We start from the raw sequence: 26,097 nt of genomic DNA on the forward strand, positions 1-26,097 counted from the left end.
GGCCGACATGACGCGCATGGCGAGACCACATCGGCATCGGCCGAACAGGTGCCCCCGGCAGGATTCGAACCTGCGACGCACGGTTTAGGAAACCGACGCTCTATCCCCTGAGCTACGGGGGCGGATAGACGGGGACAGCCTAGCGGACGTGGGGGTGGGACTCATCATCGTGAGCGGGGGTGATCACGATCGGGCGACGGGTGTGGACAGGTGGGCGAGGTGGGCGCACGCCCTCGGGGCGAGGGGAGTTTGTGGGGGAGGGGTCATGGGGTTCGGTGTGCCTTGGGGACTTGAACTGGTTGGCCGTGGTCGTGAGTGCGGTGGTGTACTTCAAGATCGGCGGGCTGTGGTTCGCTCCGGTTGCCTTTGGCAAGCAGTGGACCTAGCCCGTGAGGGCGGTGACGCCCAGGTGGCCGGCGATTGACGCGTAGCGTTCGGCGTAGAGCGTGGTGCAGCGGGAGGAGGCGCAGCCCGAGCCTGCGAACGTGGTGCCGCGGATCGTGGCTGTGGTGGAGCCGGGCCGGGTGTAGACCGGGCCGCCGGAGTCGCCGCCGATGATCGCGACCTGGCCGCCGCGGGTGGCGCGGATGACGTACGTCGTGCAGCCGTCGGTGTCGCAGTACTTCGCTGAGGTGGAGCGGACGGTGATGCCGCACAGCGACGTACTGAAGCTGCCGGACTGGCAGACGACCGTGCCGACGCCTGGGTCGGCGCCGCCCTTCACGGTGCGGGTGTTGGCCGAGTCGCCGGGGCCGTCGGTCCAGATCTTGGTGCCGTACGTGCTGCCGGTGAGCAGTGCCTGGTCGTAGTCCGGGTAGTCGGTCCGGACCGTGGTGGTGCCGTAGTAGTGGCTGCCCGACTTCCACAGCGTGCCGACGCCGCCACAGTGTCCTGCGGTCACGGAGCCGCGCTGGCCGTTGGATCGCCGTACGACGGAGAAGCCGGCGGTGCAGTTCTTCACGGCCGACGTGATCCGGGCGCCACCCCAGTGCCCGCCTTTCGGGGTGTCGTTGAGGCGGGATGTCCGCGCGAGTGAGCTCTCGACGAGTCGTACGCCGGCCAGTCCGCGCAAGCCCGCCAGTGAAGCGGCCGTGGTCGTCGCCTTGTCGTACTCGACGACGATGTCCTCGCTGACCGGGTCGAGGTCGGCGGCGAACGTCGTACGCGTGGCATCGCTCGACCATGAACGGGCGCCGACCGAGTTCCAGGCGTCGGCGATCTCGCCAGCCGAGCGGCAGCTGCGCTCGACCCCGACCATCTGCTTGCCGGCCGCGGGGACGTTGCGCGCCATCGCGGCCTCGTACCGCCGGGTGTCCAGCATCGAACTGTCGACCACGACCTTGTACCCGGTCGAGGCGGAACCGACGACGCCGATCACGCCCTGGCTCAACCCGTACGGCAGTCCCGACTTCGGCCGTCCGGTGGCGTCCAGCGGTTCCAGGGACCGGATGGCGACGCTGATGCCTTCACCGAGGGCCTCGCCGAGCGGCCGCGGGTCCGAGGCGGACGTCGGTTGCGCGAGCCGCTGGGAGTTGACCGAGCTCACGCTTGGCTGGCCGTGTGAGCACACCGACTCAGCGGACGGGGCAGCCACGGAGGCAGTGAGGCCGACCGCGAACAGTGACACTGAGCCGAGAGTGAGCAGCGGGACGGTAACTGAGAGTCGCACGTGGCTCCCTGGATTGGTTGACGGCCGCACCCATCGTCCGGTCAGGGACTCCGCTCAGTCAAGGGTCGATCACATACAGCGAGCAATCTCGGCTACCGTGTGCGAGCGTAACTCGCAAGTTCTCGCCCGTCGGCGCCGAAGAACTCGAGCGTGTCCGCGTCGAGGGTGATCCGCTTGGCTGCCTGCAGTACGGCGGTGTGCGGCACGTTGTCGCAGCCGATCAGCCGCTGCGGGCCGGCCGTGGCGGTGAACTCGCCGCGCTGACCGATCGTGTACGTGCCCTGCAGTCCGTTGCAGCCGTCCGAACCGGTCCACGTCCCGTCCGCGCGGAACTCGAGCACCGGGTCCTGGGGGCGGTCCGCCTGCAGCGACCTGAGACCGGCCATCTGGACCGGCCGCCACGTCCCGGCCACGCTCTCGGCCGAGGGTGGAGCCTGGACCGACGGCGTCGCGGCCGGCGTCTCACGGCCGGCGATCGGTAGCTGCACGGGTGCGCTCCCGCCGCCGAGGCTGAAGCCGACGACGGCGACAGCGGCGACCGCGGCGGCAGCGGCGCCGGAGATGATCCAGGTACGGCGCTGAGCCTGGCGCGCGCCCGTCGTCGCCCGCTCGGTCAGGCCGGTCGCCGGCGGCACCGAGGCCGCGGCCCGGTCGAAGGTTCCGCGCAGTTCATCCTCGAGATCGGTGTTGCTCACGACAACCTCTCATCACACATGGTGGGACTGCCTTGTCTTCCGAAGGTTTGCGAGCGCCCTGCTGGCGGTCGCCCGCACGGAGGACGGTTTGATGCCCAGTACGTCGGCGATCGTGCGGTCATCCAGGTCCTGGTAGTAGCGCAGAACCAGTACGACCCTCTCCCTGGCCGACAGCTCAGCGAGCGCACGCCACAGAGCGTCGGAGTTCGCGACCTCGGTAGCGGGGTCGGGCGCCGTGTGCTCCGGGTCGATCTCGGCCGCCGGTGACTCGGTGAACGATCGCCGCCGCGTCATCGACAGGTACGCGTTGATCAGGATCCGGCGGACGTAGTGGTGCGGATCGTCCGCCTTCCGCACCTTCCGCCACGACCGGAACGCCTGCATCAACGCGATCTGGGCCAGGTCCTCCGCTCGCTGGTAGTCGCCGGAGACGGTGAAACCGAGCCGCACCAGTTCCTGTCCGCGCGCGGACACGTACTCCTCGAATTCCACTCGCCACTCCCTGGCTGCGCGTACAACACCTCACACCTATTAGACGCATCGAGCCGCTAAAGTGCTGCAACCATTCGCGCACAGTCGAATCTCAGCCCAGCAAAAACGCCCGGGCCTCCGCCCGCCCGCGCGGATCCCGCTGCACACCGTGCCCGCTCCCGGGTACGACGACCAGCCGGGCCGACCGTGCATGCGCCTGCTCCCACCGCGCCCACTCCACCGGACAGAACAGGTCGTTACTGCCGTGCAGGACGAGCGTCCGCGGCAGCAGTTCGTCAGCAGCCGGGTACGTCGACATCCGGGCAGCCGGCCACCGCGAGCACCCGTCGACGATCAGCTGGTTGCGTGCCGTCTCCAGGTCGTACGGATACAACTTCGCCGCGTCCAGTTTCCGTAGCCCCGCCTCGAGCGTGCTCTTACGGATGCGGAGGTCCGAGCAGAGTGTGGCGAGGTGCAGTCCGGCCGACAGTTCGTCGTACCCGATGTTCCTGCTGCTCACCGTCTGGACGAAGTCCTTCAAGGCGGCATCGTCGCCGGTGCGGGCGGAGTGGAGGATCGCCGGGATCCCTTTCAGTGAAGGGTTGACCGAGTTGAGGCTGGAGATCGAGAGGCTCTCCAGCAGGCTCGGTCCATCGACCGGGCCGTGCTGTACGAGCCACGCCAGGTCGGCGACGGGGTCCGTCGTACACGCGGGGTCCTGTCGACACGCTGCCTTGAGTACGCCGCCGGTCGCAGCCATCAGGTCGACGCCGAACGGGTCGAAGCCCTTGTGCGGCACCACTGAGTCGAGCACCAGCGACGCAACCCGGTCCGGATACTTCAGCCCGTACTGCGCCGCAGTGAAGCTTCCGTACGACGTACCGTTCAGCGTGAGCCGGTCGACGCCGAGGTGCTGGCGTAGCCGCTCGATGTCTTCGACTGTGTCCGGTGTGCCGTAGTGCCCGAGGCCGGCGCCGATCCGCTGGGCACAGTCCTCGACAGTTCCGGGAGGTGCGGTCAGAAAGTCCGAACCGCCCACAGCTGCTTGCAGTGAAGGGCAATTGATGCCTGACGAGCCAGTGCCACGCTGGTCGAACATGACCAGCCTGTACTCGCGTAATACGTCAGGGTGAAGGTTGTTGCGGACACGCGGCAGCAGTGAGACACCAGGTTGGCCCGGACCACCGGTGAGCATCAGCAGCACGCCGCGTGGTGCGTCCACGTTGTCCGCCGCGGCCACCGCCAGCTCCAACGTCTGATCGTCCGCGCCCAGCGGCACGCGCAACGTCGTACACGTGAAGCCACTGATACACGGCGCGCTGGGCGCAGGCGAGGAGCAGGCCGTGCACACGACCAGCAGTGCGCTCAGCAGTCGGATCAGTCGCATGATGCAGCTTGCAACAGATGGCTAGGAGCCGCCACCTGCCTTGCGGGTCTACCCAGGGGGGATCCGCAAGGCAGGCGCGGGTCGACCCCGGTCCGGACGGCTTCGGGGGGCGCGTCCGGCGCAGGGTCAGCGCAGGCCGAGCGACTTGATCAGCTCGGGTGAGACCTGGCGGGGTGCCGGCAGTTCACCGGGCTTGCCTTGCCCCTCCAGCGAGGTCGCCACCAGGCGTCGGCAGCCGAAGGTCTCTGCTGCGTAGGACAGGACGCCACGGTCGTTGTCGGTGAACCGCAGTACGTAGGTGGGGCCTAGCTCCTGGGTGCAGTAGGCCGGCTTCTTGGCCACCGGCTTCGGTGCATTCACCAGGGCGAACAGCTCGGTGGCCTGATTGGCGCTGCGTTTCGTGTGGACGGTCGAATAGTCCTGGCCGGACGCCTTGGCGTCGTATTGGCAGACCGTCACGCTGACCGGATTGAACAGCGACTTGGCCGCGCCTTTGCCCCAGACGACTTTGTCGGCGGCCGCACGCACTGCCGCGATGGTGTCGGGGCAGTCCATGCTCGGGGTGCCGCTGGGGGTGGGCGACGAAGGGGTCGTCGGGGTCTCCGTGGGCTGGGCGGCGGGCGGGGACGTGGCGCTCTCGTTACCGCAGGCGGCGGTAAGTCCGAGGACAGCCACGACAAGCGTCGCACCGATCAGGCCCCGTGTCCGTAATGCACTCACGACTCGGTCCTTCCGGGTTGGCAAGGTCACCCATCATGGTCGACCGGAGTCTCGTCCCGCCTGCCAGAAGGTCACGGCGGCGCGTCGTTCCGGTCACGCCTCCGGATCGTGCGTCAACCGAGCCACACCTGTAACACGCGCGGCCTGTTCTGCCCCGATTACGATGGCTTGCCGTGGGCCGGAAGAAGAACGACGAGGCGACGGCGCGGCGGGAGCGGGAGGAGTGGCAGCTCGGCATCGACTGGGCGCGCTGGTTGATGGCCGGCAATACCCCGCAGCCGCTCAGCATGTACGGCCTCGTCCTCGACCCGGGTGAGGTCGCCTACGTCAACACCCCGGCGCACTACGCCCGCCTGTACGGCGGCAGTGGTCGCTACACCCACAGCAGCGGGCTGTTCCTCGGCAAGCCGGGTGTCGTGCTCGGGATGATGGCGGCGAACGCGGCGGTCAACGCGAGCCGGAAGGCGGCGGCCAAACGGGACATGCAGCTGATGTGGCGCGATCTGCAGGAAGTCCCGACCGTGGCGACGAACCACCGGATCCTGTGCATGCTGCCGCAGCGTGGCTGGCTGAGCTTCTACTACAGCGCGGTGCAGGAGTTCTATCCCGATCCGGTGAACTGGATGATCACCTTCGGTTTCCAGAACGCGGAACCGTTGCGGCTGGCCGGTCTGGCGACTCCGACCCTGTCGGTGCTGACCGCGTGGTGTGTGCTCGGAAACGACCGCTGGCAAGGCGAACCGGGCATCGCGCCACTGCTCCAGGCGGCAACCGGCCCGCAGCTGCCGCCGGGCGTCGTTCACGGCGAACTGGATACCTGGGAGCCGCGGCGACTCGGTAGTCTGGGGCCATGACGAGCCCGTACGAGGACGACGAGCCGCTGCTGCCGGAGCAGACCCGCGACGACGACCCGCGGCACTGGGGCGAGGACGAGTCCGACGACGACGAGCGCATCCTGCGCGAGGTCCCGCCGCACCACGAATGAGACAGCTGCGGCGATTCTCCGACGGGTACGACGGTCAGGTCGCCGGCTGGGCCCGGACGGCGGACGAGGTCGCGCTGCTGTGCGGCCGGGAGGAGTACCCGTTTCCCGCTGAGCTGCTCGGCAGCTGGCGCAAGATCGACCCCGACATCCAGTCGTACCTGTTCTTCAACGGCGACCGGGCGATCGGGTACGGCGAGGTGTGGCTCGACGCCGACGAGGACGAGGTCGAGCTGGCCCGGATCATTATCGATCCGGCCCTGCGCGGACAGGGGATCGGAGCCGAGCTCGTCCGCGCGCTGCTGACACCGGCGCTCGCGGCCGGTCACCCGGACATCTTCCTGCGGGTGCGGCCGGACAATGCGGTCGCGATCCGGACCTATCTCGCCGTGGGCTTCGTGGATGTCTCCCAGCAAGAGATGGACGAGTGGAACGCCGGCCAGCCGCTGGCGTACCGCTGGATGCGATACCCCGTCGGCTGAGCCCCCATGGATAACCAGCCGGGGCCGTCGTTGGGGATCTATAGAAAACGTTCGCCACACCATAGGTCGACTCAAAGGGTCTGACAAGCCTCCGGCTGCACCGGCCTGACGCTGGATCGCCTATCTGGTGGCGATCCATTCCTCCAATTCTCGCTGTTGACGTGTGCGCACAACGCGACCTAGCGTAGATAGCGCTTTCTATCCCTGATCCTGATCGGAGTACCGCCCGTGACCGATCGCCCGGTGGCGTTGTTCGCCCTCGCCGCGGAGCACTGGCCGATGCTGTTCCCGCCGCCGCTCCGGCAGCGCCTCGGTGAGCTCGCCGACATCGACACCGACCTGGTCGTCGACAGCTTCGACGACCCGCGGGTGGCGGGCCGGCTCGACGATCTCGAGGTGCTCATCACCGGCTGGGGCTGCCCGCCGCTGAACGAGGAGTTCCTGGCCCGGGCGCCGAAGCTGCGCGCCGTGCTGCATGCCGCCGGCAGTGTGAAGGCGCACGTCTCCGCGGGTGTCTGGGAGCGCGGCATCCTGGTCTCCTCAGCCGCAGCCGCGAACGCGATCCCGGTCGCGGAGTACGCGCTCGGCACGATCCTGCTGGCCGGCAAGGGGGTCTTCGCGCTCCGCGAGCACTACCGCAGCGGGCGATCGTTCACTCTCGCCTACATCCATCCCGACGTCGGGAACTACGGCCGCCGGGTCGGCATCATCGGCGCCTCGCGGATCGGCCGGCAGGTGATCGAACTGCTCCGGCCGTTCGACTTCGAGATCAGTGTCTACGACCCGTACGCCGAGGACCTCGGCGTACCGCGGGTGAGCCTGCCGGAGTTGCTCGCGACCAGCGACATCGTCAGCGTCCACGCGCCGTCGACCGCGGAGACGCACAAGATGATCGACCGGGCCGGTCTCGCGTTGCTGCCGGACGGCGCCGTACTGATCAACACGGCTCGCGGTGAACTGGTCGATACCGAGGCGCTGATCGGCGAACTGCGCAGCGGGCGGATCTCCGCCGTACTCGATGTCACCGATCCCGAACCGCTGCAGGCCGGCTCGGAGCTGTTCGACCTGCCCAACGTGTTCGTCACGCCGCACATCGCCGGGTCGCACGGCAATGAGCTGGCGCGGCTGGGAACGTCCGCCGTGAACGAGTTGGAGCGGCTGGTGACCGGCCGGCCGCTGCTGCACGAGGTCGCGCTCGCGGACCTGGATCGGGTGGCGTGACCATGCGCATAGACAACGTTTGCCATCACGCCCCTTCGTTCTTGACAGCCCTAACGGGCGGAGCTATGTTTCCCGGACTGGAAAGCGCTTTCTATCGAACCGAGGGGATCTCGCGATGAGTACCCGATCCAGTGGCAGCCGGCAGTGGGCGGCGCTGCGGGGCAGCCTGTGGCTGAGTGTCCTGGCGCTGCCGGCGGTGGCGTTCTTCCTGGTCTTCAGCTACGCGCCGATGGCGGGCCTGGTGGTGGCCTTCAAGGAGTTCGACATCAGCCGCGGCATCTTCGGCAGCCCGTGGAACGGCCTGGACAACTTCCGCTACTTCTTCAGCTCCGGTGACGCGAAGCGGATCCTGGTCAACACCCTGGTGCTGAACACGCTGTTCCTGGCCGCCACGCTGGCCGCCGGCGTCACGCTCGCGATCATGCTGAACGAGATCCGCGGCCGGTTCTTCAAGCGGGCCGCGCAGTCGACGATCTTCTTCCCGTACTTCGTCTCGCCGGTCGTCATCGCGATCATGCTGCAGGTGCTGCTGTCCGGCCCGCAGGGTTCGGGCGGCCTGGTCAACGACGCGTTCACCGGCTTCGGCCTGCCGACACTGGACTGGTACAGCGAGCCCGGTCCGTGGCCGTGGATCCTCACCGTGGTGAAGGTCTGGCAGCTGGGCGGGTACATGAGCATCATCTTCCTGGCCGCGATCACCTCGATCCCCGAGGAGGTCTACGAGGCCGGCCAGATCGACGGCGCCAGCCGTGCCCAGATGGCGTTCCGGATCACCCTGCCGTTGCTGAAGCCGACCGCCGCGGTGCTGCTGGTGCTTGGCGTCGGCCGGATCTTCTACGGCGACTTCGGCACCATCTACGCGATCATCGGCGACAACGGCACGCTCTTCCCGACCACCGATGTGATCGACACCTACGTGTTCCGCTCGCTGCGCCAGATCGGCGACTTCGGTACGACGGCCGCGGTCGGGCTGTTCCAGTCGGTGGTCGGCTTCGTTCTGGTGACGACCGCGGTGCTGGTCCAGCGCCGGTACTCGAAGGAGACGAGCCTGCTGTGACCACGATGACCTCGAGTGTCGCCAAGGTGACCAGCCGGGCGACCGCGCGCAAACGCCGTACCCGCCCCGAGCCCTTCACCATCGTCAGCATGATCGGTGTCGGCCTGTTCATGGTGCTGTGTGTGGTGCCGTTCTGGATGATCGTGTCCGGTTCGTTCACCGACGAGCAGAAGCTCGCCACCACCGGCTACAGCCTGCTGCCGAAGCCGTTCTCGCTCGCGTCGTACGAGATGATCTTCACTGGGCCGACCGTGCTCAGCGCCTACACGGCGAGTGTCTTCATCACCGTCGTCGGTACGGCGCTCGCACTCGCCTTCACGTCCGGACTCAGCTGGGTGATCGCCCGCCGGCTGCCCTACGTGAGCCGGCCGCTGGCGGTCTTCGCCTTCATCCCGATGTTGTTCACCGGTGGCCTGGTCCCGCTCTACCTGCTCGTCACGCAGTACCTGAAGCTGCAGAACACCTACTTCGCGGTGATCCTGCCGTTGCTGATAGCACCTTTCCTGGTGTTCATCCAGGTCAGTGCGTTCCGTCAGCTGCCCGAGGAGATCATGGAATCCGCCCGGATCGACGGGGCCGGGGAGATGCAGATCTTCTTCCGGATCGGGCTGCCGCTGTCCAAGCCGATCCTCGCGGTCGTCGGCCTCTTCTACGCCGTGCACTACTGGAACGAATGGTTCACGGCCCTGCTGTTCATCTCCGAGACGGACAAATACCCCCTTCCGCTCCTGCTGCAGAACCTCGTCTCGAACGTGTCGTTCTCGCAGATGCTGCCCACCTCCTCCGGGCAGTCCACGCCGGTCTACCAGCTCCGGCTCGCTCTCACGGTCGTCACCATCGGCCCGATCCTGCTCGCCTACCCGTTCGCGCAGCGCTACTTCGTCAAGGGCATCACCTTGGGCGCCACCAAGGGCTGAGCCCCAGCCACCCCATCCTTTTCAGGAGGCATTGTGCCCGCCACTCAACTCTCCCGGCGCGGTTTTCTGGCCGCGTCCGGCGGCCTCTCCATCGGGGCCCTGCTCGGCCTCAGCGGCTGCGGCGACTCATCGCAGTCCAGCTCCTCGTCCTCCGGCGGCGACACCCTGTCGCTGCTGCTGCCCGGCGACGTGCCGAAGGGCTGGGAAACGATTCTGGCCGAGGTCAACAAGAAGCTCAAGACCGATCTCGGCTTCACCATCGCGCCGCAGTTCATCGCCTGGTCGAACTACCAGCAGCAGTCGCTGCTCAAGTTCACCGCCGGCGAGAACTTCGACACCGCGTTGCAGGCCCGCTGGCTGAACATGGTCCAGCTGGTCGGCAGCAAGTCGGTGGTCGCGGTCGACGAGCTGATCACCAAGTACCCCAACCTGAGCCAGAACCTCGATTCCCAGCTGATCGAGCAGAACAAGTGGTCGGGCAAGCTCTACGGCATCCCGCAGGTGAACTCGGCGGCCCGGCTGCACCACTTCACCATCCGGCAGGACCTGGCCGAGAAGCTCGGCCTCGGTGACATCACCACGTTCGACCAGCTGGAGAAGTACTGGTACGACGTGAAGCAGAAGGAGAAGCTGACACCGATCGGCATCAACTCCAACATGCCAGACCTGCTGGTGGCGTTCGCCCCGGTCGGCTGGCTGAACCGGCACGACTGGGAGAACCCGCACGTCAGCGTGCAGTTCTTCAGCGGTGGTTCGTTCCCGTTCTACCTGTCCCAGGACGGCAAGACCACCGGGTCGTCCAACCCGATCCCGTTCTGGGAGGCGCCCGGGGTGATCGACGCGCTCCGGACCGTCCGCAAGTACTACCAGGACGGCATCATCAACAAGGACGCACTGAACGTCGACTCGAACTCGATCAAGACCCAGTTCGAGTCCGGCCGCATCGCGACCCGGTGGGCGATGACGGACGGACTGTCGTCGCAGTCGCTGGCGCCGCTGCGCAAGGCCGTCCCGACCGCCCAGCTGGCGAACGTCGTACCACTGCGCGGCGGCAAGAACGCCAAGCCGAACCAGACCTTCCAGGCCGACAACTTCGTCGTCCTGAACGCGAAGGGCCGCAGCAACGAGCGGGCCATGCAACTCGAGGACTGGGTGTCGATCAAGGAGAACCACGACCTGCTCAGCTACGGCGTCGAGGGCAAGGACTGGAAGCCCGTCGGCACCGACCGGTTCGAGCAACTGTCGGGGTACAGCTTCCCGGGGTACGCGCTGTGCTGGCGGCAGAAGCTGGAGAAGAAGATCAAGGACATCACCCCGACCGAGAACGAGTGGTTCGACTGGGCCCAGGACTACGGCAACTTCACCGTCGACCCGTACGCGTCGTTCGTCCCGGACGTCACGCCGGTGAAGCGGGAGGACAGCCAGATCACCGCCGCGATGACGCAGTACGGCAACCCGCTGTGGATCGGCGCAGTCGACGTCGACAAGGGCCTGGACCAGCTGAAGAAGGCGGTGGACAAAGCCGGGCTGAGCAAGCTGCAGGCCGAGATGGCCAAGCAGGCCGACGCGTATCTCAAGGGTCAGTAGGGCCGGATCGATGGCCGCGCGATCGAAACTGGCGGTCGTCGCTCGGGAGGCCGGCGTCTCGGTGTCCACGGTGTCGAAGGTGCTGCGCGCCTACCCGGACGTCGCGCCGGCCACCCGGGCTCGCGTCCGGGACGTACTGCGGCAACGGGGGTACTCCGGTGAAGTGAGCGCGGCCGGGAGCGGACAGCTGCCGGCCGCTCTCGTCGACGTCGTCCTGGCCAGCCAGGCGACAGCTCGGGCCGGGGCGGTGCTGAGCACCTTCGACGAGGAGGCGCGGCGGACGGGGTTGTCGATCGTCGTCACCACGGTGGTGCCGGATCAGCCGGTACCGCGGCACTGGCTGGACCAGGTGTCGGCGCGTGGGACCCGCGGTGTCGTCGGGCTGCGGGTGGACTTCACGTCGGCGCAGCTCGGCTATCTCGCTGCGCACGACGTGCCGTGTGTGGTGATCTCTCCACCCAGCGGCCGGGCACCACGCTGCGCGACAACTCTTGCTCTTGGCAACGACCTTCGCGAGACCGCGCGCCGCGTCCTGGCGACCCTCACCGGCCAGTGAGGGTACGCCGAACGCCAACGCCAACGCCGAACGCCAACGCCGAACGCCAACGCCGAACGCCCACGGCGACGCCGAACTCCAGAGCCGGGACGCCGGCCGTCGTACGCCGTCAGCCGAGGCGGGCGACGGAGTCGCGGACCACCACATGGGTCGGCAGCGTGACCTGCAGGCCGGGCCAGTCGTCGCGCTGGTGGTCCTCGTCGGCGGCGACCTTGGCGGCCAGGCGGCCGAGTTCCTCATAGGGAACGTGGACCGAGGTCATCCTCGGCCGTAGGTCCTGGGCCAGTTCGATGTCGTCGTACCCGACGATCGAGATGTCTTGTGGCACGCGCAGGCCGGCCTCGGTGACCGCGACGTACACGCCCGCGGCCATCACGTCGGTCGCGGCGAACACCGCGGTGAAGTCGCGCGGCCCGGCGAGGCGCTTCTTGGTGAGCTGGTAGCCGGCTGCGCGAGTGAAGACACCATGCTCGACCAGCTCGGGATCGAACTCGACGCCGAACGTGGCAAGGGCGCGACGGTATCCCGCGAGCCGTCCCATGCTCGTCGTGTGCCGCTCCTCTCCGGCGAGGAACAGGATGCGGCGATGACCCTGCGCCAGCACGTGGCTGGTGATCGCGTAGGCACCTTCCTCGTTCTCGTATCCGATGACTGCGGCGGGAACGCCCTTCGCGAGGGGTGGGCGGCCGCAGAGGACCAGCAGCGAACCCGCGGCGCGCAAGGAGTGCGCGAGCTCGGTCATCTGCTCGTCGTAGTCGTCGGCGTCGGCGACACCGCCGATGAGGACGACCGCGCCCGCGCGTTGCTCACGCATCAGGCGGACTATCGCCAGCTCGCGGTCGGGGTCGCCCTGGGTGGTTCCGATCAGGCAGAGCCAGCCGAGGCGGGCGGCTTCCTGCTCGACACCATGCGCCGCCTCGGCGAACGACGGGCCGCGTACGTCGGCCAGCACGAAGGCGATCGTTTTCGTCTGGACGCCGGCCAGGGCACGGGCGTGCGTGTTGGCGACGTAGTTCAGCTCGCGGATCGAGCGCAGGACTCGCTGCCGGGCCGAACGGGAAACCGGGTAGTTGCCGGCCAGCACCCGGGAGACGGTCGCGGGGGAGACCCCGGCGTGCGCCGCGACATCACCGAGGGTCGCTGCGGACTTCCGGCGGGACACCGCGCCGTCGTCGGCTGTCCGCGGAGTGCGTGCCATCGAACTGTCCCCTCCTGTTCGGCAGGCCGAGTCTACTTTCCGGGCCTGGGTTACTGCTTGTGTGGTGCGGGGCCGGTCGACTCGCGGATGACGAGATGGGTGCCGAGGACAACATGTTGGTCGAGAGCATGCTGGTCACGGTGCAGCGCGAGCCGGATCGCGGTCCGGCCGAGCTCCTCGTGGGGGAGGTGCACCGTGCTCAGCCCTGGCACCAGGTCGGCTGCCAGCGGGATGTCGTCGTACCCGATCACGGAGACGTCCTCGGGGACTCGCAGGCCGGCCTCGCGCAACGCGAACAGTACGCCGCTGGCGACCACGTCGGTGATCGCGAAGACAGCCGTGAACGGGACGCCACTGTCCAGCAAGGCCTTTGTCTGCTGGTATCCGGACTCGCGATCGTAGGTCCCCGGCAGGACGCGCTGCTCCGCGACCTCGAGGCCGTGGGCCTTGTGTGCGCGGGCGTAGCCGTCGAACCGTGCCTTGGTGGTGGTATGCGCGGGCTCGCCTCTGCCGACGATGGCGATGTCGCGATGGCCGAGTGAGATCAGGTAGCTGGTTGCCGCGAACGCGCCGCCCTCGTTGTCGTACTCGACCACCGTCGCCGGTACGTCCGCGCCGATCGGCGGCCGGCCGCACAGCACCAGTCGGGAACCGGTCCGGTCCAAGGCGTGGGCGAGCTGCGTCATCCGCTCGAGGTGGGCCGCCGTCCGGACCCCACCGCCGACGAGTACGACGGCCTCGGCCTGCTGCTCGCGCATCAGCTCGATCAGCTCCAGCTCACGGTCCGGGTCACCGTTGTGGGTGCAGACCAGGCAGAGCCGCCCTTCCGCTGTCGTCTGCTGCTCGACGCCCTGGCCGATGTAGGCGAACAACGGGCCGACCAGGTCGCGGATGATGAACGCGACGGTCCGCGGACCACCGCCGACCAGGGCGCGCGCCTGCGCGTTCGCGACGTAGTCGAGCTGCTGTACGGCGCGCATCACCCGGCCCCGCGTGGTCGCCGCCACCGGGTAGTTGCCCGCGAGCACCCGGGAGACAGTCGTGGCCGAGACGCCGGCGATCGCGGCGACGTCCTTCACCGTCGGCCGATCCCCTGACGACAGCCTGGCCACCACCCCACCACCTCTCCGGTGAATTCATATAGAAAGCGCTCGCTGGAATTGTGACACGGCTGAAGCCAGGAACCAGCATGTACTGACCTGGATGATCGACCGAAATCTTCAGGCCTGGTTGGTGGGTATCCGAGACTGAGGATCCGGAGCCAAACGGCCTCATTAGGTAGAAAACGTTGCCCGAACCGATCGCTACATCGCGCTCGAGCGGCGTAGCGGTCGAGTCCGCAGCAGTGGACTGAGGTGATGCGGAATCGAAAGAGGGAGCGGGCGGGTGGTGGCGAGCTCAGAGGCTGAGGGGTGCACCTTGCCCGCTCCGGGGGTCAGGTGCGGGTGCGGAGGGCGTCGCGGATTTCGGTGAGGAGCTGCTGCTCGGTGGTGAGGGGGTCGGGCTCGGGCTCCTGACCGCGGGCGCGGCGTTCGGCGAGCTTGTTCAGCGGCAGCACGATGACGAAGTACACGGCGGCGGCGACGAACAGGAAGTTGAGCCCCGCCTGCAGGATCGCGCCGATCGAGAACTGGGCCTTGTTGATGGTGAAGGTGAGCACATGGCTGATGTTCGGCTCGCCGAAGATGGCGGCGACCAGCGGGTTGATCAGGTTGTTCACGGTCGCGGTCACGACCTGACCGAACGCGGCGCCGATCACGACGGCGACCGCGAGGTCGATGACGTTGCCGCGCATGATGAAGTCCTTGAAGCCCTTGAGCATATGGGTTTGCCTCCACGACAGCGGATGATGTTCCCCGACAAGGTAGGGCGACGACTCGGTCCATGCGAGAGAGCTCGCCGGGTCGACACGCATCCTGCCTACTCGTGTCCGGAAAGTGATTATCAGCTGGTGTCCGGGGTCAGCGCCACGGTGATTCTGGAGTTGGTGGTGGCCTGGGCCAGGCGGGTGGCGACCTCGGGGCTGGTGGCGACAACGACCAGTGCGCCGGAGGTCGTCGTACGCGGAGTCGGCAGGGCGACCACGCGGACGGCTCGGGCGAGGAGGTTCGCGGACTCGGCTGGGGAACTCGTGGCGGCGTACAGGTTGACGCGGTCGCCGACGCGCAGCAGGGCGCTGATGTCGGCGTCGTCGATACGGAACGGATAGGCCAGTGAGCCCGCGGCGACTGAGACCGGCGCCAGGAAGCGGGCGTCGGTGAGTGGTTCGCCGGATCTGACCGGACCACTCAGCACGCGTGCCCTCAGATCTGTGCCTGGCCTGAGGACGCCGTCGGGCACGGCGTTGACCGGGAGGTCGAGGGTGCGGAGGTCGGAGTCGGCGGGCACGGCTCCGCCGGCCAGGTCGCGCGCGGCGGCCAGAACGGCGGTGGTCGGAGGTGGTGGAGGGGAGAGGGCCACGAGGCCGAAGTACACAGCTGCCGCGGCGGCCACGCCGGCCAGCAGCCGTCGGTGCCACCGGGCAGCACGGAACAGTTCACGAAGTGGGGAAGGGATTCTCATGCCAGAGAAAGTACGAGTTTCTCCATGCCCCACCCGCTGGTTGTCCACAGCCCCGCCCTCGAGGGGCGGGCCGGGATCAGGCGGCGCTGGTGCTGGTGCTCGAGGACGTGCTGCTCGAGGGCGTGGCCTTCGTCGAGCTCGAGGAGCTGGAGTCGGAGGACGAGGAGGAGCTGGTCGACGAGTCGGACTTGGCGTCGGACTTGGAGTCGGACTTCGCCGAGACCGTGCTCTTGCCGGAGTTGCGGCTGTCGGTGCGGTAGAAGCCAGAGCCCTTGAAGACGACGCCGACGGCGTTGAAGACCTTGCGCAGGGTGCCCTGGCAGGCCGGGCAGACGGTCAGCGCGTCGTCCGTGAAGCTCTGCCGCACCTCGAGCGCCTCGCCGCAGTCGGTGCACTGGTACTGGTACGTCGGCACGGTTCGTTCCCTTCAGGCCGTTGGCACTCCTACTACTCGACTGCTAATAATGCTCCAGTCACCCGAACTATTCCAACTCGGGCGTGGGATACCCCAACTCCGCGTCGCTGTCCACCGGACGCAGAGCCACGCAAAGTTGTGCGGTACCCCATTTGGGGCGGGCGGCGGGATTCTCTACGGTTGGTCCGTGCGTCGCCTGCTTCGAGTCGTCATCATCAGCGGAATCGCCCTCGCCACGGTCCTCCTGGTGATCGCGGGTACCGTCGTCTTCGTCGTCCGCCATTCCTTCCCGACGTACGACGGAACCATCGAGCTGACCGGTCTCGACGGCGACGTCGAGGTGGTCCGGGACGCGAACGGCATCCCGCAGATCTATGCCGACACCCCGAGTGACCTGTTCGCCGCGCAGGGTTATGTGCACGCGCAGGACCGCTTCTTCGAGATGGACTTCCGCCGGCACGTCACCGCCGGCCGGCTGGCCGAACTGTTCGGCCCGGACGCGCTCGAGACCGACAAGTTCGTCCGCACCCTCGGCTGGCGCAAGGTGGCGGAGAAGGAGCTCGGCCTGCTCACCCCGTCCACCCGGCAGTACCTGGACGACTACGCCCGCGGCGTGAACGCGTACCTGGACACCCACAGCGGCTCCGGCCTCAGCCTGGAGTACGCCGTGCTGTCGCTGCAGCCGGGCGGCCTGCGGAACTACGTCCCGGAGGCGTGGACCGCGGCCGACTCCCTGGCCTGGCTGAAGGCGATGGCCTGGGACCTCCAAGGCAACATGGAAGAGGAGATCGCCCGGACCAAGATGCTCGCGGCGTTCCCGGCGCGCAACATCGAGAGCCTCTACCCGCCGTACCCGTACGACCGGAACGAGCCGATCATGGCCACCGGCTCGATCCGCGGCGGCAAGTTCACCGCGGCGCCGATCGCCTCCGAGGCCCGGCGTGGGATGCTCACCAAGGACCTGCTGAAGTCGCTCGACACCGTCGACAAGGTGGCCAAGGGACTGCCCCAGCTGCTCGGCCGCGGCGACGGCATCGGCTCGAACTCGTGGGTCGTCTCCGGCGACCACACCACCACCGGCAAGCCGCTGCTGGCCAACGACCCGCACCTCGGCGCGACCATGCCGGGGGTCTGGACCCAGGTCGGCCTGCACTGCAACACCGTCACCAAGGCGTGTCCGTACGACGTCTCAGGCTTCAGCTTCTCCGGGTTGCCCGGGGTGGTGATCGGCCACAACAACGCGATCTCCTGGGGCTTCACCAACCTCGACCCCGATGTCACCGACCTGTACCTCGAGCGCGTCGACGGCAACAACGTCCTCTACAACAACAAGTGGCGGGCGATGGCGACCCGCGAGGAGACGTTCAAGGTCGCCGGCCAGGACGAACCGGTGAAGATCGCCGTCCGCGAGACCCGGCACGGCCCGCTCATCTCCGACGTCGGCGAGGACCAGCGCGAGACCGGTGAGCTCGCCGCCAAGCAGGGCAAGCACTCCAAGCCGTACGGCGTCGCCATCCAGTGGACCGCGCTGAACCCGGGCCGCACCGCCGACGCCCTGTTCGCGATCAACCGGGCCCAGAACTGGACCCAGTTCCGGGCCGCCGCGCAGCTGTTCCAGGTCCCCTCGCAGAATCTCGTGTACGCCGACACCGAGGGGCACATCGGCTACCAGGCACCCGGCCTGATCCCGATCCGCAAGACCGGCCGGGGTGACTGGCCGGTGCCGGGGTGGGACCCGAAGTACCACTGGACCGGGTACGTCCCGTTCGATGCCTTGCCCACCGAGTTCGATCCCGCGGACGGGATCATCGTGACCGCGAACCAGGCGGTGGTGCCGCGGACGTACACGTACTACCTGACCAACGACTGGGACTACGGCTACCGGTCCCAGCAGATTCTCGACCGGATCAAGTCGGCCGGGAAGCTGGACGCGAACGCGATGGCGTCGATCCAGCTGGACACCAAGAACCGGGCCGCCGAGATGCTGGTGCCGTACCTGCTCCAGATCAGCATCGACGACGACTTCGAGCGCCAGGGCCAGGACACGCTGCGGAACTGGGACTTCACCCAGCCGGCCGACTCCGCGGCGGCGGCGTACTTCAACGTCGTCTGGCGCAACCTGCTCGCGCTGACCTTCCACGACCAGCTCCCGGAGGGCACCTGGCCGGACGGTGGTTCCCGCTGGGTCGAGGTGATCCACACCCTGCTCAAGCAGCCGAACAGTGGCTGGTGGGACAACATCGAAACGCCGCAGCACGAGAGCCGCGACGACATCCTGCGGGAGGCGCTGGTCGACGCGCGCCAGGAGATCACCCTGAAGATGGCTCGCGACCCGTCCAACTGGGAGTGGGGCCGGTTGCACAAGCTGACGCTGACCAACCAGACGCTCGGCAAGTCCGGGATCGGTGTGGTGGACAGGCTGTTCAACCGGGGCCCGTACGAGCTCGGCGGCGGCTCGTCCATCGTCAACGCCACCGCCTGGGACGCGTCGAAGGGCTACACGGTGACCGCGACCCCGTCGATGCGGATGGTCGTCGACCTGTCCGACTTCGACAAGTCCCGGTGGATCAACCTGACCGGTGTTTCCGGGCACGCGTTCTCGTCCAGCTACACCGACCAGACGGAGCTGTGGGTACGTGGTGAAACCCTGCAGTGGGCCTACACCAAGGGCGCAGTCGAGGCGGCCCGCGAGCACACCGCAACCTTCACAAAGCCGGAGTCATAGGCCTAGGCCGTGTCTGGTCACCAGGCCGGGGAGCTGGCCTCAGCGAACAGCTCTTCCGGCCAGGTCCACAGCGCTCGCTGCGTCAGCAGGATCGAGATCGTCTGCTCCGCCGGAGTGGTCGACCACAGCGTGCCCAGCCCACCGGCCCAGCCATAGCGATCAGCACTGACCGACAGCCCGTAGCCCCAGCCGGTGACCGGGCCGAGGAAGTCTGCGGCCGCCGTACGCTGTGCAGTCGTCAGGTGGTTGGTCGTCATCTCCGCCACCGCGGCCGACGACAGGATGCCCTCCCCACCCTCCAGCAGCATCCGGGCGAACGCGTGGAAGTCGTCCGCCGTCGAGATCAACCCACCACTCGCGTCCGGGAACGACGGCGGCACCAGCCACTGGCTCTCCGCCGCCGGCTCGAGCACATCGTTACCGACGTACGCCGTGGTCAGCCGCGAAGGGTCCGATGCGGTGAACCCGGTGTCACGCATGCCGAGCGGCTCGAACAGCCGCTCCTGCAGAAAGAGGCCCAGCGGCTGCCCTGTGGCCCGTGCGATCAGTACGCCGAGCACATGCGAGCCGGTCGAGTACATCCACCGCTCACCCGGCTGGTACTGCAGCGGCAGCGTCCCGAACCGTCGCATCCACTCGTCCGGCTCGAGCGGAGTCCGCGGCAGCGGCGGCCCGAACGTCCGCAGCTCCAGCTCCTCCTCCCGCTGCCGGATCGCCGGGTTGTCCGACTCACCCAGCCCCAGCCGGAACGTCAGCAGATCCCGCAGTGTGATCGGGCGGTCCGCGGCGACCGTGTCCTCGAGTGGGCCGTCCGGATGGCGCAGTACGCGCATCTCAGCCAGTTCGGGCAGCAGACCGTCGACCGCTGTGTCCATGGAGAGCCGGAGCTCGTCGACCAGGATCATCGCCGCGGCCGCGACGATCGGCTTGGTGAACGACGCGACCCGGAACAGGCTGTCCCGCTGCATCGGCGGACCATCGAAGGCGGCATTGCCCAGTACTTCGACGTGAGTCTCGCCCGCGCGGCTCACCAGTGAGACCAGTCCGGGCAGGGCTCCGTTGTCGACGTACTCGCTCAGCATCAGGACAGTCCACCAGCGAACGGGGTGTCCCGCCACTGCCCGACGAACATGCGGATGCCGTCGCCCAGTGCAGGCAGCCGGGGTACGAGCGGGGCGCACACCATGACCTGCAGCACCCGTGCGGCGTCCATCACCTGCTGCACCCGCTGATCCAGCACCGGACGCCCCAGCGCCGTCGCTGCCTCGTTGTAGACCTTCCCGAGGTCCGGACCGAAGCCGGTCATGTCCCACTCGATCGGACCGAGCGTCGTGTCCTCGAAGTCGGACCACAGCACACCATCGGCCGTGGGGATCACGTTGTACGACGGAGCGTCGCCATGGATCGTCTGGATCGTCGCCGACGGGAAGACCCGCTCGAACTCGTCCCGACTGCTCAGAAGTGGCCCTAGCACCTCCCACTCGGCCCGTGCCCGGTCGACGTCCTCCTGCTCGAGCAGCCCCGGCACAGCCTCCAACTCAGGCAGCACCGACGGCACCGCTAGCAGTGGTGTCATCCACGGCAGTTCCGTCGGGTACTCCGCCAGTACGGCGTGCAGCTCAGTGGCCCGGGCAGTCCCCGCGATGTAGTCGATCTCCGCGGACTTGTCCTGCTCGACGTACTCCCAGAACGTCATGGAGAACCCGTCCTGCCGCACCGGCTCCAGCGGTACGAGCGGGCTGGGCGCGGCTACCGGCTTGCCCTGCGCTACCAGCCAGGCGGCCACGTCCAGCTCGCGCTGCTGCCGTCGTACGGCGACCTCCGGGTCCATCAGGTGAGCCGGCAATGTGATGGGGACCCGCGCGACTACAGGAGCCGGCTTGAGGTGCACCACCACGGAGAACGCGTCGTACAGGATCGTCGGGTCGGTGACAGTCAGGCCCAACGCCTGTGCGGCCGTGGCGGCGGCTTGTACCGCGCTCTCAGTCATCCTGCGATCTTCTCAGCAGGATCAACTGATTTGGCGTCAACGCCGCATGCACCGGTTGGTCGTGTTCGTCGGCCGGCAGCGCCTCGACGACTTCCGCGTCGTACACCGCGGCCCAGATCGGGGTACCAGGCCTGACGCGGGCGAGGGCTCGGTCGTACGACCCGCCACCGCGTCCCAGGCGTACGCCGTCGCGTGCGACCGCTACCGCTGGGCAGATGACCAGATCGGCGGTGGCGATGGCGTCCGGGCCCAGGTCGACGGGTGGCTCTAACAGGCCCAGCCGGCCGGGCACGAGGTCGGCGGCACCTGGCGCGATACCCCAGCCGAGGTCGTTGTCGGCATACAGGATCGGCAGTAGCACCTCACAGCCAGTGGCCAGCAACCAGTCGATCAGGGCGCCAGTCTGCGGCTCCGGACCCCTCGACACATACAGAGCGATCCGGCGCGCGGCCTGCACCTCGGCCTGCGCGCGAGCTGAGTCCAGCAGATCACCCGAATGGGGCCGGGCCCTGCGGGCACCGAGCAAGTACTGCCGCGCCGCGGCCTTGGACGGGAACACACCTTGATCGTAGGTGGCGTGACGCGGATAACACGGTGATTACCCGGTGTCCCCTAGGGTTGTGACATGAACGAGGGGAGCGAGTTCATCATCAAACGCAGTGTGTCTCGTGCCTCAGCTGCGCCCGGAGCGAAGCGAGGACGCAGATGAGCCTGGCAGGTCTTCGACAGGCGCAGGAGAAGATGCGCGCGGCCGGCGCTGCCGACGTCGCGATCCGGGTCTTCACGCACTACTACCGGCTGCTCGAGTCGGGCCAGCAGGGCAAGATCCGCGAGGACGACATCGAGCCGGTGGGCGACCTGCCACAGCTGGACCACCTCGACGCCGACCCGGCGGCGATGCGGGCCGCGCTGGCCGAGACCGTGGTGATCAAGCTCAACGGCGGCCTGGGCACATCGATGGGCGTGACCGGACCGAAGTCGGCGCTGCCGGTCAAGGACGGGCTGAGCTTCCTCGACATCATCGCCCGCCAGATCCTGAGCACCCGCGCGGAGTACGACGTACCGCTGCCGCTGGTGCTGATGAACTCCTTCCGGACCAAGGAGGAGTCGCTGCAGATCCTGAGCGAGTACGACGGCCTGCCGGTCGACGGCATCCCGCTCGACTTCCTGCAGAACATGGAGCCCAAGCTGCTCGCCGACGACCTGACCCCGGCCGAGTGGCCGCCCGACCCGGAGCTGGCCTGGTGCCCGCCCGGGCACGGCGACCTGTTCACCGCGCTGGTTGCCTCCGGCACCCTCGACGCGCTGCGCGAGCACGGCTTCCGGCACGCGTTCATCTCCAATGCGGACAACCTGGGCGCCACCCCGGACGCCCGGATCGCGGCCTGGATGGCCGAGCACGACGTGCCGTTCGGGATGGAGGTCTGCCGCCGGACCCGGTCCGACCGCAAGGGTGGGCACGTGGCGGTGCGCAGGTCCGACGGCCGGCTGATCCTGCGGGACAGCGCGCAGGTGGCCGACGAGGACAGCCGGCACTTCCAGGACATCACCCGGCACAAGACGTTCAACACCAACAACCTGTGGATCGACCTGGACCGGCTGGCCGAGCTGATGACCGGACACGACGGGATCCTCGGGCTGCCGATCATGGTGAACCGCAAGACCGTCGACCCGGCCGACCCGTCGTCGCCGAAGGTGATCCAGCTGGAGACCGGGATGGGTACGGCGATCGAGACGTTCGAGGGCTCGCAGGCGGTGCTGGTGGACCGCAGCCGGTTCAAGCCGGTGAAGACGACGAACGACCTGCTGGTGCTGCGGTCCGACGTGTACGAGCTGACCGAGTCCGGTGACCTGACCACGACCCACGAGGGCGACGAGCCGTACGTCGACCTCGATCCGGCGTACTTCAAGATCCTGGCCGACTTCGAGGCGCGGTTCCCGGCCGGACCGCCGTCGCTGGTCCGCGCCGACCGGCTCGAGGTCCGCGGTGATGTTGCCTTCGGCAAGGGTGTGACGGTGGTCGGTGACGTCGAGATCGCGGCGGCCGAGGGGGACCGCCGGCTGATCGAGGACGGCGCCGTACTCGAAGGCTGAGGGGGCATGGACGACCTGCTGATCCGGCCGATGGAGCCGTACGACACCGACGAGGCGGCCCGGCTGTGGTGGCGGTCGCGACACGCCGACCCGGCCCAGCTGCCGGCCGCGATCCACACCTTCGACCAGGTGGTGAGCTGGTTCGCCGATGTCCTGCTGCCCGACGCCCAGACCTGGGTGGCCCTCGACGACGGCCGGATCGTCGCCGTCCTCACCCTGGACGGTGACGACCTCGACCAGCTGTACGTCGACCCGGACGCGCACGGCCACGGCATCGGCTCCACCCTGGTCGACCTCGCCAAGGACCTCCGGCCCGGCGGCCTGGCGCTGTGGACCTTCCAGTCCAACACCCGGGCCCAGTCCTTCTACGCCCACCACGGCTTCGCCGAGGTACGCCGTACGTCCGGAGCCGGGAACGAGGAGAAGGCGCCCGACATCCGGATGACCTGGGGCAACCACCCCGAATCCACCGGCTGAGCTCCGGCGGCGCCCTTGGATTAGGGTCGGGGCGTGAGACGGAGTGTGGATGAGCATCTGGAAGTGGTGCTGGGCAGGGTGCGGGCGCTGCCGGCGTTCGACCAGCCGTTGATGGAGGCGGTCGGGCTGGTGCTCTGCGAGGACATCGTCTCGGGGCTGAGCCTGCCGGGGTTCGACAACTCCGCGATGGACGGGTACGCCGTCCAGGCCGCGGACCTGGCCGGGGCGTCACAGGACAACCCGATCACCCTGCCGGTGGTCGGTGAGATCGCGGCCGGCCGGGTCGAGCCGATCGTGGTCACGCCGGGGACCTGTGTCCGCATCATGACCGGCGCACCGATGCCACGCGGCGCGGACAGCGTCGCACCGGTCGAGTGGACCGACGGCGGTACGGCGAATGTGCGCATCGCTCGGCAGCCCGCGCGCGGAGCGTCCGTCCGGCGTGCCGGTGAGGACGTGCAGGCGGGGGAGAAGGTCCTGGACCGTGACACCGTGCTCGGTCCGCGGCAGATCGCCGTACTGGCCGCGGTCGGCCGGGCCCGGGTGAAGGCGCGACCGCGCCCCCGGGTCGTGGTGGTGTCGACCGGAGCCGAGCTGCGCGAGCCGGGATCCAAGCTGCACGAGGGGCAGATCTACGACTCGAACAGCTACACGCTGGCCGCCGCGGCACGTCAGGCCGGAGCAGTCGTCTTCCGCGTCGGCATCGTCGACGACGACCCGAAGCGCATCATGGACACGCTGTCCGACCAGCTCGTCCGGGCCGACCTGATGATCACCACTGGCGGGGTGAGCATGGGTGCGTACGACGTGGTCAAGGAGGAGCTGTCGAAGACCGGTACGGTCGACTTTCCGCAGGTCGCGATGCAACCGGGCAAGCCGCAGGGCTTCGGCGTACTCGGTGAGGACGAGGTGCCGATCTTCACGCTGCCCGGGAACCCGGTGTCGGCGTACGTGTCCTTCGAGGTGTTCGTCCGGCCGGCGCTGCGCAAGCTGATGGGTCAGATGCCGTACCGCCGTACTCCGGTGCAGGGAGTGTCGCTGGACAGCTTCAGCTCGCCGGCCGGGAAGCGGCAGTTCGTCCGCGCGGCGGCATCCTCCGGCGACGAAGGGTGGATGGCCAGTACAGTCGGCGGGCACGGCTCACACCTGCTCGGCGGGCTGAGCCGGTCGAACGCGCTGATCGTGGTGCCGGAGGACGTCACGTCGGTCCGGGCCGGTGACCAGGTGGACCTCTTGCTGCTGGACGAGGAGACGGGATGACGCAGGATCCGGGTGCTGCCGGTACGCCGGCCGATCCCCAGGCCGCGACCGGTGGGCTGACCCACGTCGACGAGACCGGGGCGGCGCGGATGGTCGACGTGTCGGCCAAGTCGGCCGGCAGTCGGCGGGCTGTTGCCAGTGGCAAGGTTTTCGTCTCGGCCGACGTGGTGGCGGCGTTGCGCGGTGACGGCGTACCCAAGGGCGACGCGCTCGGTGTCGCCCGGATCGCCGGAATCATGGGTGCGAAGCAGACTCCCGACCTGATCCCGCTCTGCCATCCGATCGCGATCACGGGGGCCAAGGTGGACCTCGAGGTTGCGGACGACGCCGTACTGATCACTGCTGCCGTCAAGACCACCGACCGGACCGGTGTCGAAATGGAGGCCCTCACCGCGGTGGCGGTCGCCGGGCTCGCCGTGATCGACATGGTGAAGGCGATCGACCCGGCCGCGGTGCTGTCCGACGTACGGGTCGAGCTGAAAGAAGGCGGCAAGACCGGGCACTGGGAGCGACCGTGAGAGCCCTGGTCGTCAGCGTCTCCAACCGGGCTGCCGCTGGCGTCTACACCGACACGACCGGCCCGCTGATCGCTTCAGAGCTGTCGTCGTGGGGGTTCGAGGTGTCCGGTCCTCAGGTCGTGCCCGATGGCGAGCCTGTCGGCGATGCGCTGCGGGCCGGTGTGTCTGCGTCGTACGACGTGATCGTGACGACCGGGGGCACGGGCATCTCACCAACCGACGAGACGCCTGAGGAGACCGAGGACGTGATCGACAAGGTCATCCCCGGGATCGCCGAGTCGATACGGGCCTACGGCGTGGCGAACGGCGTACCGACGGCTGCTCTGTCCCGCGGCCTGGCCGGAGTCGCGGGTACGACGATCATCGTGAACCTGCCCGGGTCGCGCGGCGGCGTGAAGGACGGACTGGCCGTCCTGAAGCCGCTGCTGCGGCACGCGGTCGAACAGCTCCGCGGCGGTGACCACGTCAGGACGGACAACGGCTGATGGCGATCGTCCACTGGCCCGTCGAGCTCCGGCATGGGCAGGTCGCGCTTCGGCCGCTGCGTGCCGGCGACGGTGCCGAGTGGGCAGCCGCGCGTCAGCGCAACGTCAGCTGGTTGCGGCCGTGGGACGCCACCCAGCCGCCCGGCGCGGAGGACGGTGCCCGGACGTTCCGCGCGATGGCCCGCGACTGGAACCGGCAGGCGCGGTACGGCCGGATGCTGCCGTTCGTCATCACGTACGGCGGTGCCGCCGGAACCGGGTCGCGTGCCAAGTGGCCGCTGGTCGGGCAGCTGACCGTGTCCGGGATCACCTACGGCTCGGCCCGCTGGGCCAACCTCGGCTACTGGGTCGACGAGCAGTACGCCGGCCGCGGCATCGTGCCGACCGCGGTCGCGCTGGCCGCGGACCACTGCTGGTTCACCCTCGGCCTGCACAGGATCGAAGTGGCGATCCGCCCCGAGAACAAGGCGAGTCTGCGGGTGGTGGAGAAGCTCGGCTTCCGGTACGAGGGCGAGCGGCCGCGATTCCTGCACATCGACGGCGACTGGCGCGACCATCGGATCTTCGCGCTCAACGTCGAGGAGGTCGGGCCTGGTCTCGTAGCGCGACTGTCCTGATCACACAGAGTC

Annotated in this window: 28 protein-coding genes and 1 tRNA gene; 15 read left to right on the plus strand and 14 right to left on the minus strand. The window is 68.3% G+C overall.

Translation table 11 applies throughout. The features are described from left to right. Positions 1–49: 49 nt before the first annotated feature. The 6 genes from AB0F43_RS13570 to AB0F43_RS13595 form a co-directional block, all read right to left on the minus strand. Positions 50–122: transfer RNA gene (locus AB0F43_RS13570), tRNA-Arg, on the minus strand. Positions 123–382: 260 nt separating this feature from the next. Beyond that, entirely contained in the window at positions 383–1,669 is a 1,287-nt protein-coding gene (locus tag AB0F43_RS13575; RefSeq protein WP_360474869.1) for a hypothetical protein, read from the minus strand. Between the two features lie 92 nt (positions 1,670–1,761). Continuing rightward, positions 1,762–2,364 carry an META domain-containing protein gene (locus AB0F43_RS13580; RefSeq protein WP_360474872.1) on the minus strand — a complete coding sequence of 201 codons (603 nt, stop codon included), beginning with the start codon at positions 2,362–2,364 and terminating at the stop codon, positions 1,762–1,764. A 12-nt stretch (positions 2,365–2,376) separates the two neighbouring features. Then, complete coding sequence (locus tag AB0F43_RS13585) at positions 2,377–2,856, minus strand: SigE family RNA polymerase sigma factor (protein WP_360474875.1); 480 nt, start codon at positions 2,854–2,856, stop codon at positions 2,377–2,379. Between the two features lie 91 nt (positions 2,857–2,947). Continuing rightward, positions 2,948–4,222, minus strand: a complete 1,275-nt coding sequence (locus tag AB0F43_RS13590) for an alpha/beta hydrolase (protein ID WP_360474878.1) — start codon at positions 4,220–4,222, stop codon at positions 2,948–2,950. 126 nt (positions 4,223–4,348) lie between these two features. After that, positions 4,349–4,942, minus strand: coding sequence for a hypothetical protein (locus AB0F43_RS13595; RefSeq protein ID WP_360474881.1), 594 nt, complete (start codon positions 4,940–4,942; stop codon positions 4,349–4,351). 173 nt (positions 4,943–5,115) lie between these two features. Between AB0F43_RS13595 and AB0F43_RS13600 the strand changes: the two genes are divergently transcribed. From AB0F43_RS13600 to AB0F43_RS13635, 8 genes are all read left to right on the plus strand, one after another. Further along, positions 5,116–5,796: a hypothetical protein gene (locus AB0F43_RS13600; protein ID WP_360474884.1), complete on the plus strand. Its 681-nt coding sequence runs from the start codon at positions 5,116–5,118 to the stop codon at positions 5,794–5,796. Next, a complete protein-coding gene (locus AB0F43_RS13605; protein ID WP_360474887.1) occupies positions 5,793–5,927 on the plus strand; it encodes a hypothetical protein in 135 nt (44 codons plus the stop codon). The genes AB0F43_RS13600 and AB0F43_RS13605 overlap by 4 nt, the downstream gene beginning before the upstream one ends. Then, a complete protein-coding gene (locus AB0F43_RS13610) occupies positions 5,924–6,406 on the plus strand; it encodes a GNAT family N-acetyltransferase (RefSeq protein WP_360474890.1) in 483 nt (160 codons plus the stop codon). The genes AB0F43_RS13605 and AB0F43_RS13610 overlap by 4 nt, the downstream gene beginning before the upstream one ends. 228 nt (positions 6,407–6,634) lie before the next feature. Beyond that, positions 6,635–7,627, plus strand: a complete 993-nt coding sequence (locus AB0F43_RS13615; protein ID WP_360474893.1) for a hydroxyacid dehydrogenase — start codon at positions 6,635–6,637, stop codon at positions 7,625–7,627. Positions 7,628–7,742: 115 nt separating this feature from the next. Continuing rightward, a complete protein-coding gene (locus AB0F43_RS13620) occupies positions 7,743–8,684 on the plus strand; it encodes an ABC transporter permease subunit (protein WP_360474896.1) in 942 nt (313 codons plus the stop codon). A gap of 5 nt (positions 8,685–8,689) precedes the next feature. Continuing rightward, the gene (locus tag AB0F43_RS13625; protein WP_360476781.1) at positions 8,690–9,601 is read left to right on the plus strand and encodes a carbohydrate ABC transporter permease; all 912 of its coding nucleotides are present in this window, start codon (positions 8,690–8,692) and stop codon (positions 9,599–9,601) included. A 33-nt stretch (positions 9,602–9,634) separates the two neighbouring features. Next, entirely contained in the window at positions 9,635–11,188 is a 1,554-nt protein-coding gene (locus AB0F43_RS13630) for a DUF3502 domain-containing protein (protein WP_360474899.1), read from the plus strand. A gap of 10 nt (positions 11,189–11,198) precedes the next feature. After that, complete coding sequence (locus tag AB0F43_RS13635; RefSeq protein WP_360474901.1) at positions 11,199–11,744, plus strand: LacI family DNA-binding transcriptional regulator; 546 nt, start codon at positions 11,199–11,201, stop codon at positions 11,742–11,744. A gap of 109 nt (positions 11,745–11,853) precedes the next feature. Here the strand turns inward: AB0F43_RS13635 and AB0F43_RS13640 are convergent, their stop codons facing one another. The 5 genes from AB0F43_RS13640 to AB0F43_RS13660 form a co-directional block, all read right to left on the minus strand. Further along, the gene (locus AB0F43_RS13640) at positions 11,854–12,942 is read right to left on the minus strand and encodes a LacI family DNA-binding transcriptional regulator (RefSeq protein ID WP_360474904.1); all 1,089 of its coding nucleotides are present in this window, start codon (positions 12,940–12,942) and stop codon (positions 11,854–11,856) included. A 50-nt stretch (positions 12,943–12,992) separates the two neighbouring features. Next, the gene (locus tag AB0F43_RS13645; protein WP_360474907.1) at positions 12,993–14,057 is read right to left on the minus strand and encodes a LacI family DNA-binding transcriptional regulator; all 1,065 of its coding nucleotides are present in this window, start codon (positions 14,055–14,057) and stop codon (positions 12,993–12,995) included. A gap of 320 nt (positions 14,058–14,377) precedes the next feature. Continuing rightward, entirely contained in the window at positions 14,378–14,764 is a 387-nt protein-coding gene (gene mscL, locus AB0F43_RS13650) for a large conductance mechanosensitive channel protein MscL (RefSeq protein WP_360474910.1), read from the minus strand. A 122-nt stretch (positions 14,765–14,886) separates the two neighbouring features. Beyond that, the gene (locus tag AB0F43_RS13655) at positions 14,887–15,504 is read right to left on the minus strand and encodes a hypothetical protein (RefSeq protein WP_360474913.1); all 618 of its coding nucleotides are present in this window, start codon (positions 15,502–15,504) and stop codon (positions 14,887–14,889) included. 76 nt (positions 15,505–15,580) lie between these two features. After that, entirely contained in the window at positions 15,581–15,919 is a 339-nt protein-coding gene (locus tag AB0F43_RS13660; protein ID WP_360474916.1) for an FmdB family zinc ribbon protein, read from the minus strand. A 187-nt stretch (positions 15,920–16,106) separates the two neighbouring features. On the opposite strand from AB0F43_RS13660, the gene AB0F43_RS13665 reads away from it, so the two are divergent. Further along, positions 16,107–18,644, plus strand: a complete 2,538-nt coding sequence (locus AB0F43_RS13665) for a penicillin acylase family protein (RefSeq protein WP_360474919.1) — start codon at positions 16,107–16,109, stop codon at positions 18,642–18,644. A gap of 17 nt (positions 18,645–18,661) precedes the next feature. On the opposite strand, the gene AB0F43_RS13670 is transcribed toward AB0F43_RS13665, so the two are convergent. Genes AB0F43_RS13670 through AB0F43_RS13680 form a run of 3 tightly spaced genes read right to left on the minus strand, consistent with a single transcriptional unit; the run spans position 18,662 to position 21,193 of the window. Continuing rightward, positions 18,662–19,726 (minus strand): serine hydrolase domain-containing protein, encoded by a 1,065-nt coding sequence (locus AB0F43_RS13670; RefSeq protein ID WP_360474921.1) that lies wholly within the window; start codon positions 19,724–19,726, stop codon positions 18,662–18,664. After that, entirely contained in the window at positions 19,726–20,634 is a 909-nt protein-coding gene (locus AB0F43_RS13675; protein ID WP_360474924.1) for an aminoglycoside phosphotransferase family protein, read from the minus strand. Before AB0F43_RS13675 ends, AB0F43_RS13670 begins: the two co-directional genes overlap by 1 nt. Continuing rightward, the gene (locus AB0F43_RS13680) at positions 20,627–21,193 is read right to left on the minus strand and encodes a 5-formyltetrahydrofolate cyclo-ligase (protein WP_360474926.1); all 567 of its coding nucleotides are present in this window, start codon (positions 21,191–21,193) and stop codon (positions 20,627–20,629) included. Before AB0F43_RS13680 ends, AB0F43_RS13675 begins: the two co-directional genes overlap by 8 nt. Positions 21,194–21,339: 146 nt before the next feature. Between AB0F43_RS13680 and AB0F43_RS13685 the strand changes: the two genes are divergently transcribed. The 6 genes from AB0F43_RS13685 to AB0F43_RS13710 are packed head-to-tail and all read left to right on the plus strand — an operon-like array spanning position 21,340 to position 26,085. Continuing rightward, positions 21,340–22,728 carry a UTP--glucose-1-phosphate uridylyltransferase gene (locus AB0F43_RS13685; protein WP_360474929.1) on the plus strand — a complete coding sequence of 463 codons (1,389 nt, stop codon included), beginning with the start codon at positions 21,340–21,342 and terminating at the stop codon, positions 22,726–22,728. Positions 22,729–22,734: 6 nt separating this feature from the next. Further along, the gene (locus AB0F43_RS13690; protein WP_360474932.1) at positions 22,735–23,205 is read left to right on the plus strand and encodes a GNAT family N-acetyltransferase; all 471 of its coding nucleotides are present in this window, start codon (positions 22,735–22,737) and stop codon (positions 23,203–23,205) included. 33 nt (positions 23,206–23,238) lie between these two features. Further along, complete coding sequence (gene glp / locus AB0F43_RS13695; RefSeq protein WP_360474935.1) at positions 23,239–24,465, plus strand: gephyrin-like molybdotransferase Glp; 1,227 nt, start codon at positions 23,239–23,241, stop codon at positions 24,463–24,465. Beyond that, positions 24,462–24,983 (plus strand): cyclic pyranopterin monophosphate synthase MoaC, encoded by a 522-nt coding sequence (gene moaC / locus AB0F43_RS13700; protein WP_360474938.1) that lies wholly within the window; start codon positions 24,462–24,464, stop codon positions 24,981–24,983. Before glp ends, moaC begins: the two co-directional genes overlap by 4 nt. After that, positions 24,980–25,468 carry a MogA/MoaB family molybdenum cofactor biosynthesis protein gene (locus AB0F43_RS13705; RefSeq protein ID WP_360474941.1) on the plus strand — a complete coding sequence of 163 codons (489 nt, stop codon included), beginning with the start codon at positions 24,980–24,982 and terminating at the stop codon, positions 25,466–25,468. Before moaC ends, AB0F43_RS13705 begins: the two co-directional genes overlap by 4 nt. Further along, positions 25,468–26,085 (plus strand): GNAT family protein, encoded by a 618-nt coding sequence (locus AB0F43_RS13710; protein ID WP_360474944.1) that lies wholly within the window; start codon positions 25,468–25,470, stop codon positions 26,083–26,085. The genes AB0F43_RS13705 and AB0F43_RS13710 overlap by 1 nt, the downstream gene beginning before the upstream one ends. Positions 26,086–26,097 lie beyond the last annotated feature (12 nt).

It is taken from the genome of Kribbella sp. NPDC023972, assembly GCF_040639075.1.
Lineage (GTDB): Bacteria > Actinomycetota > Actinomycetes > Propionibacteriales > Kribbellaceae > Kribbella.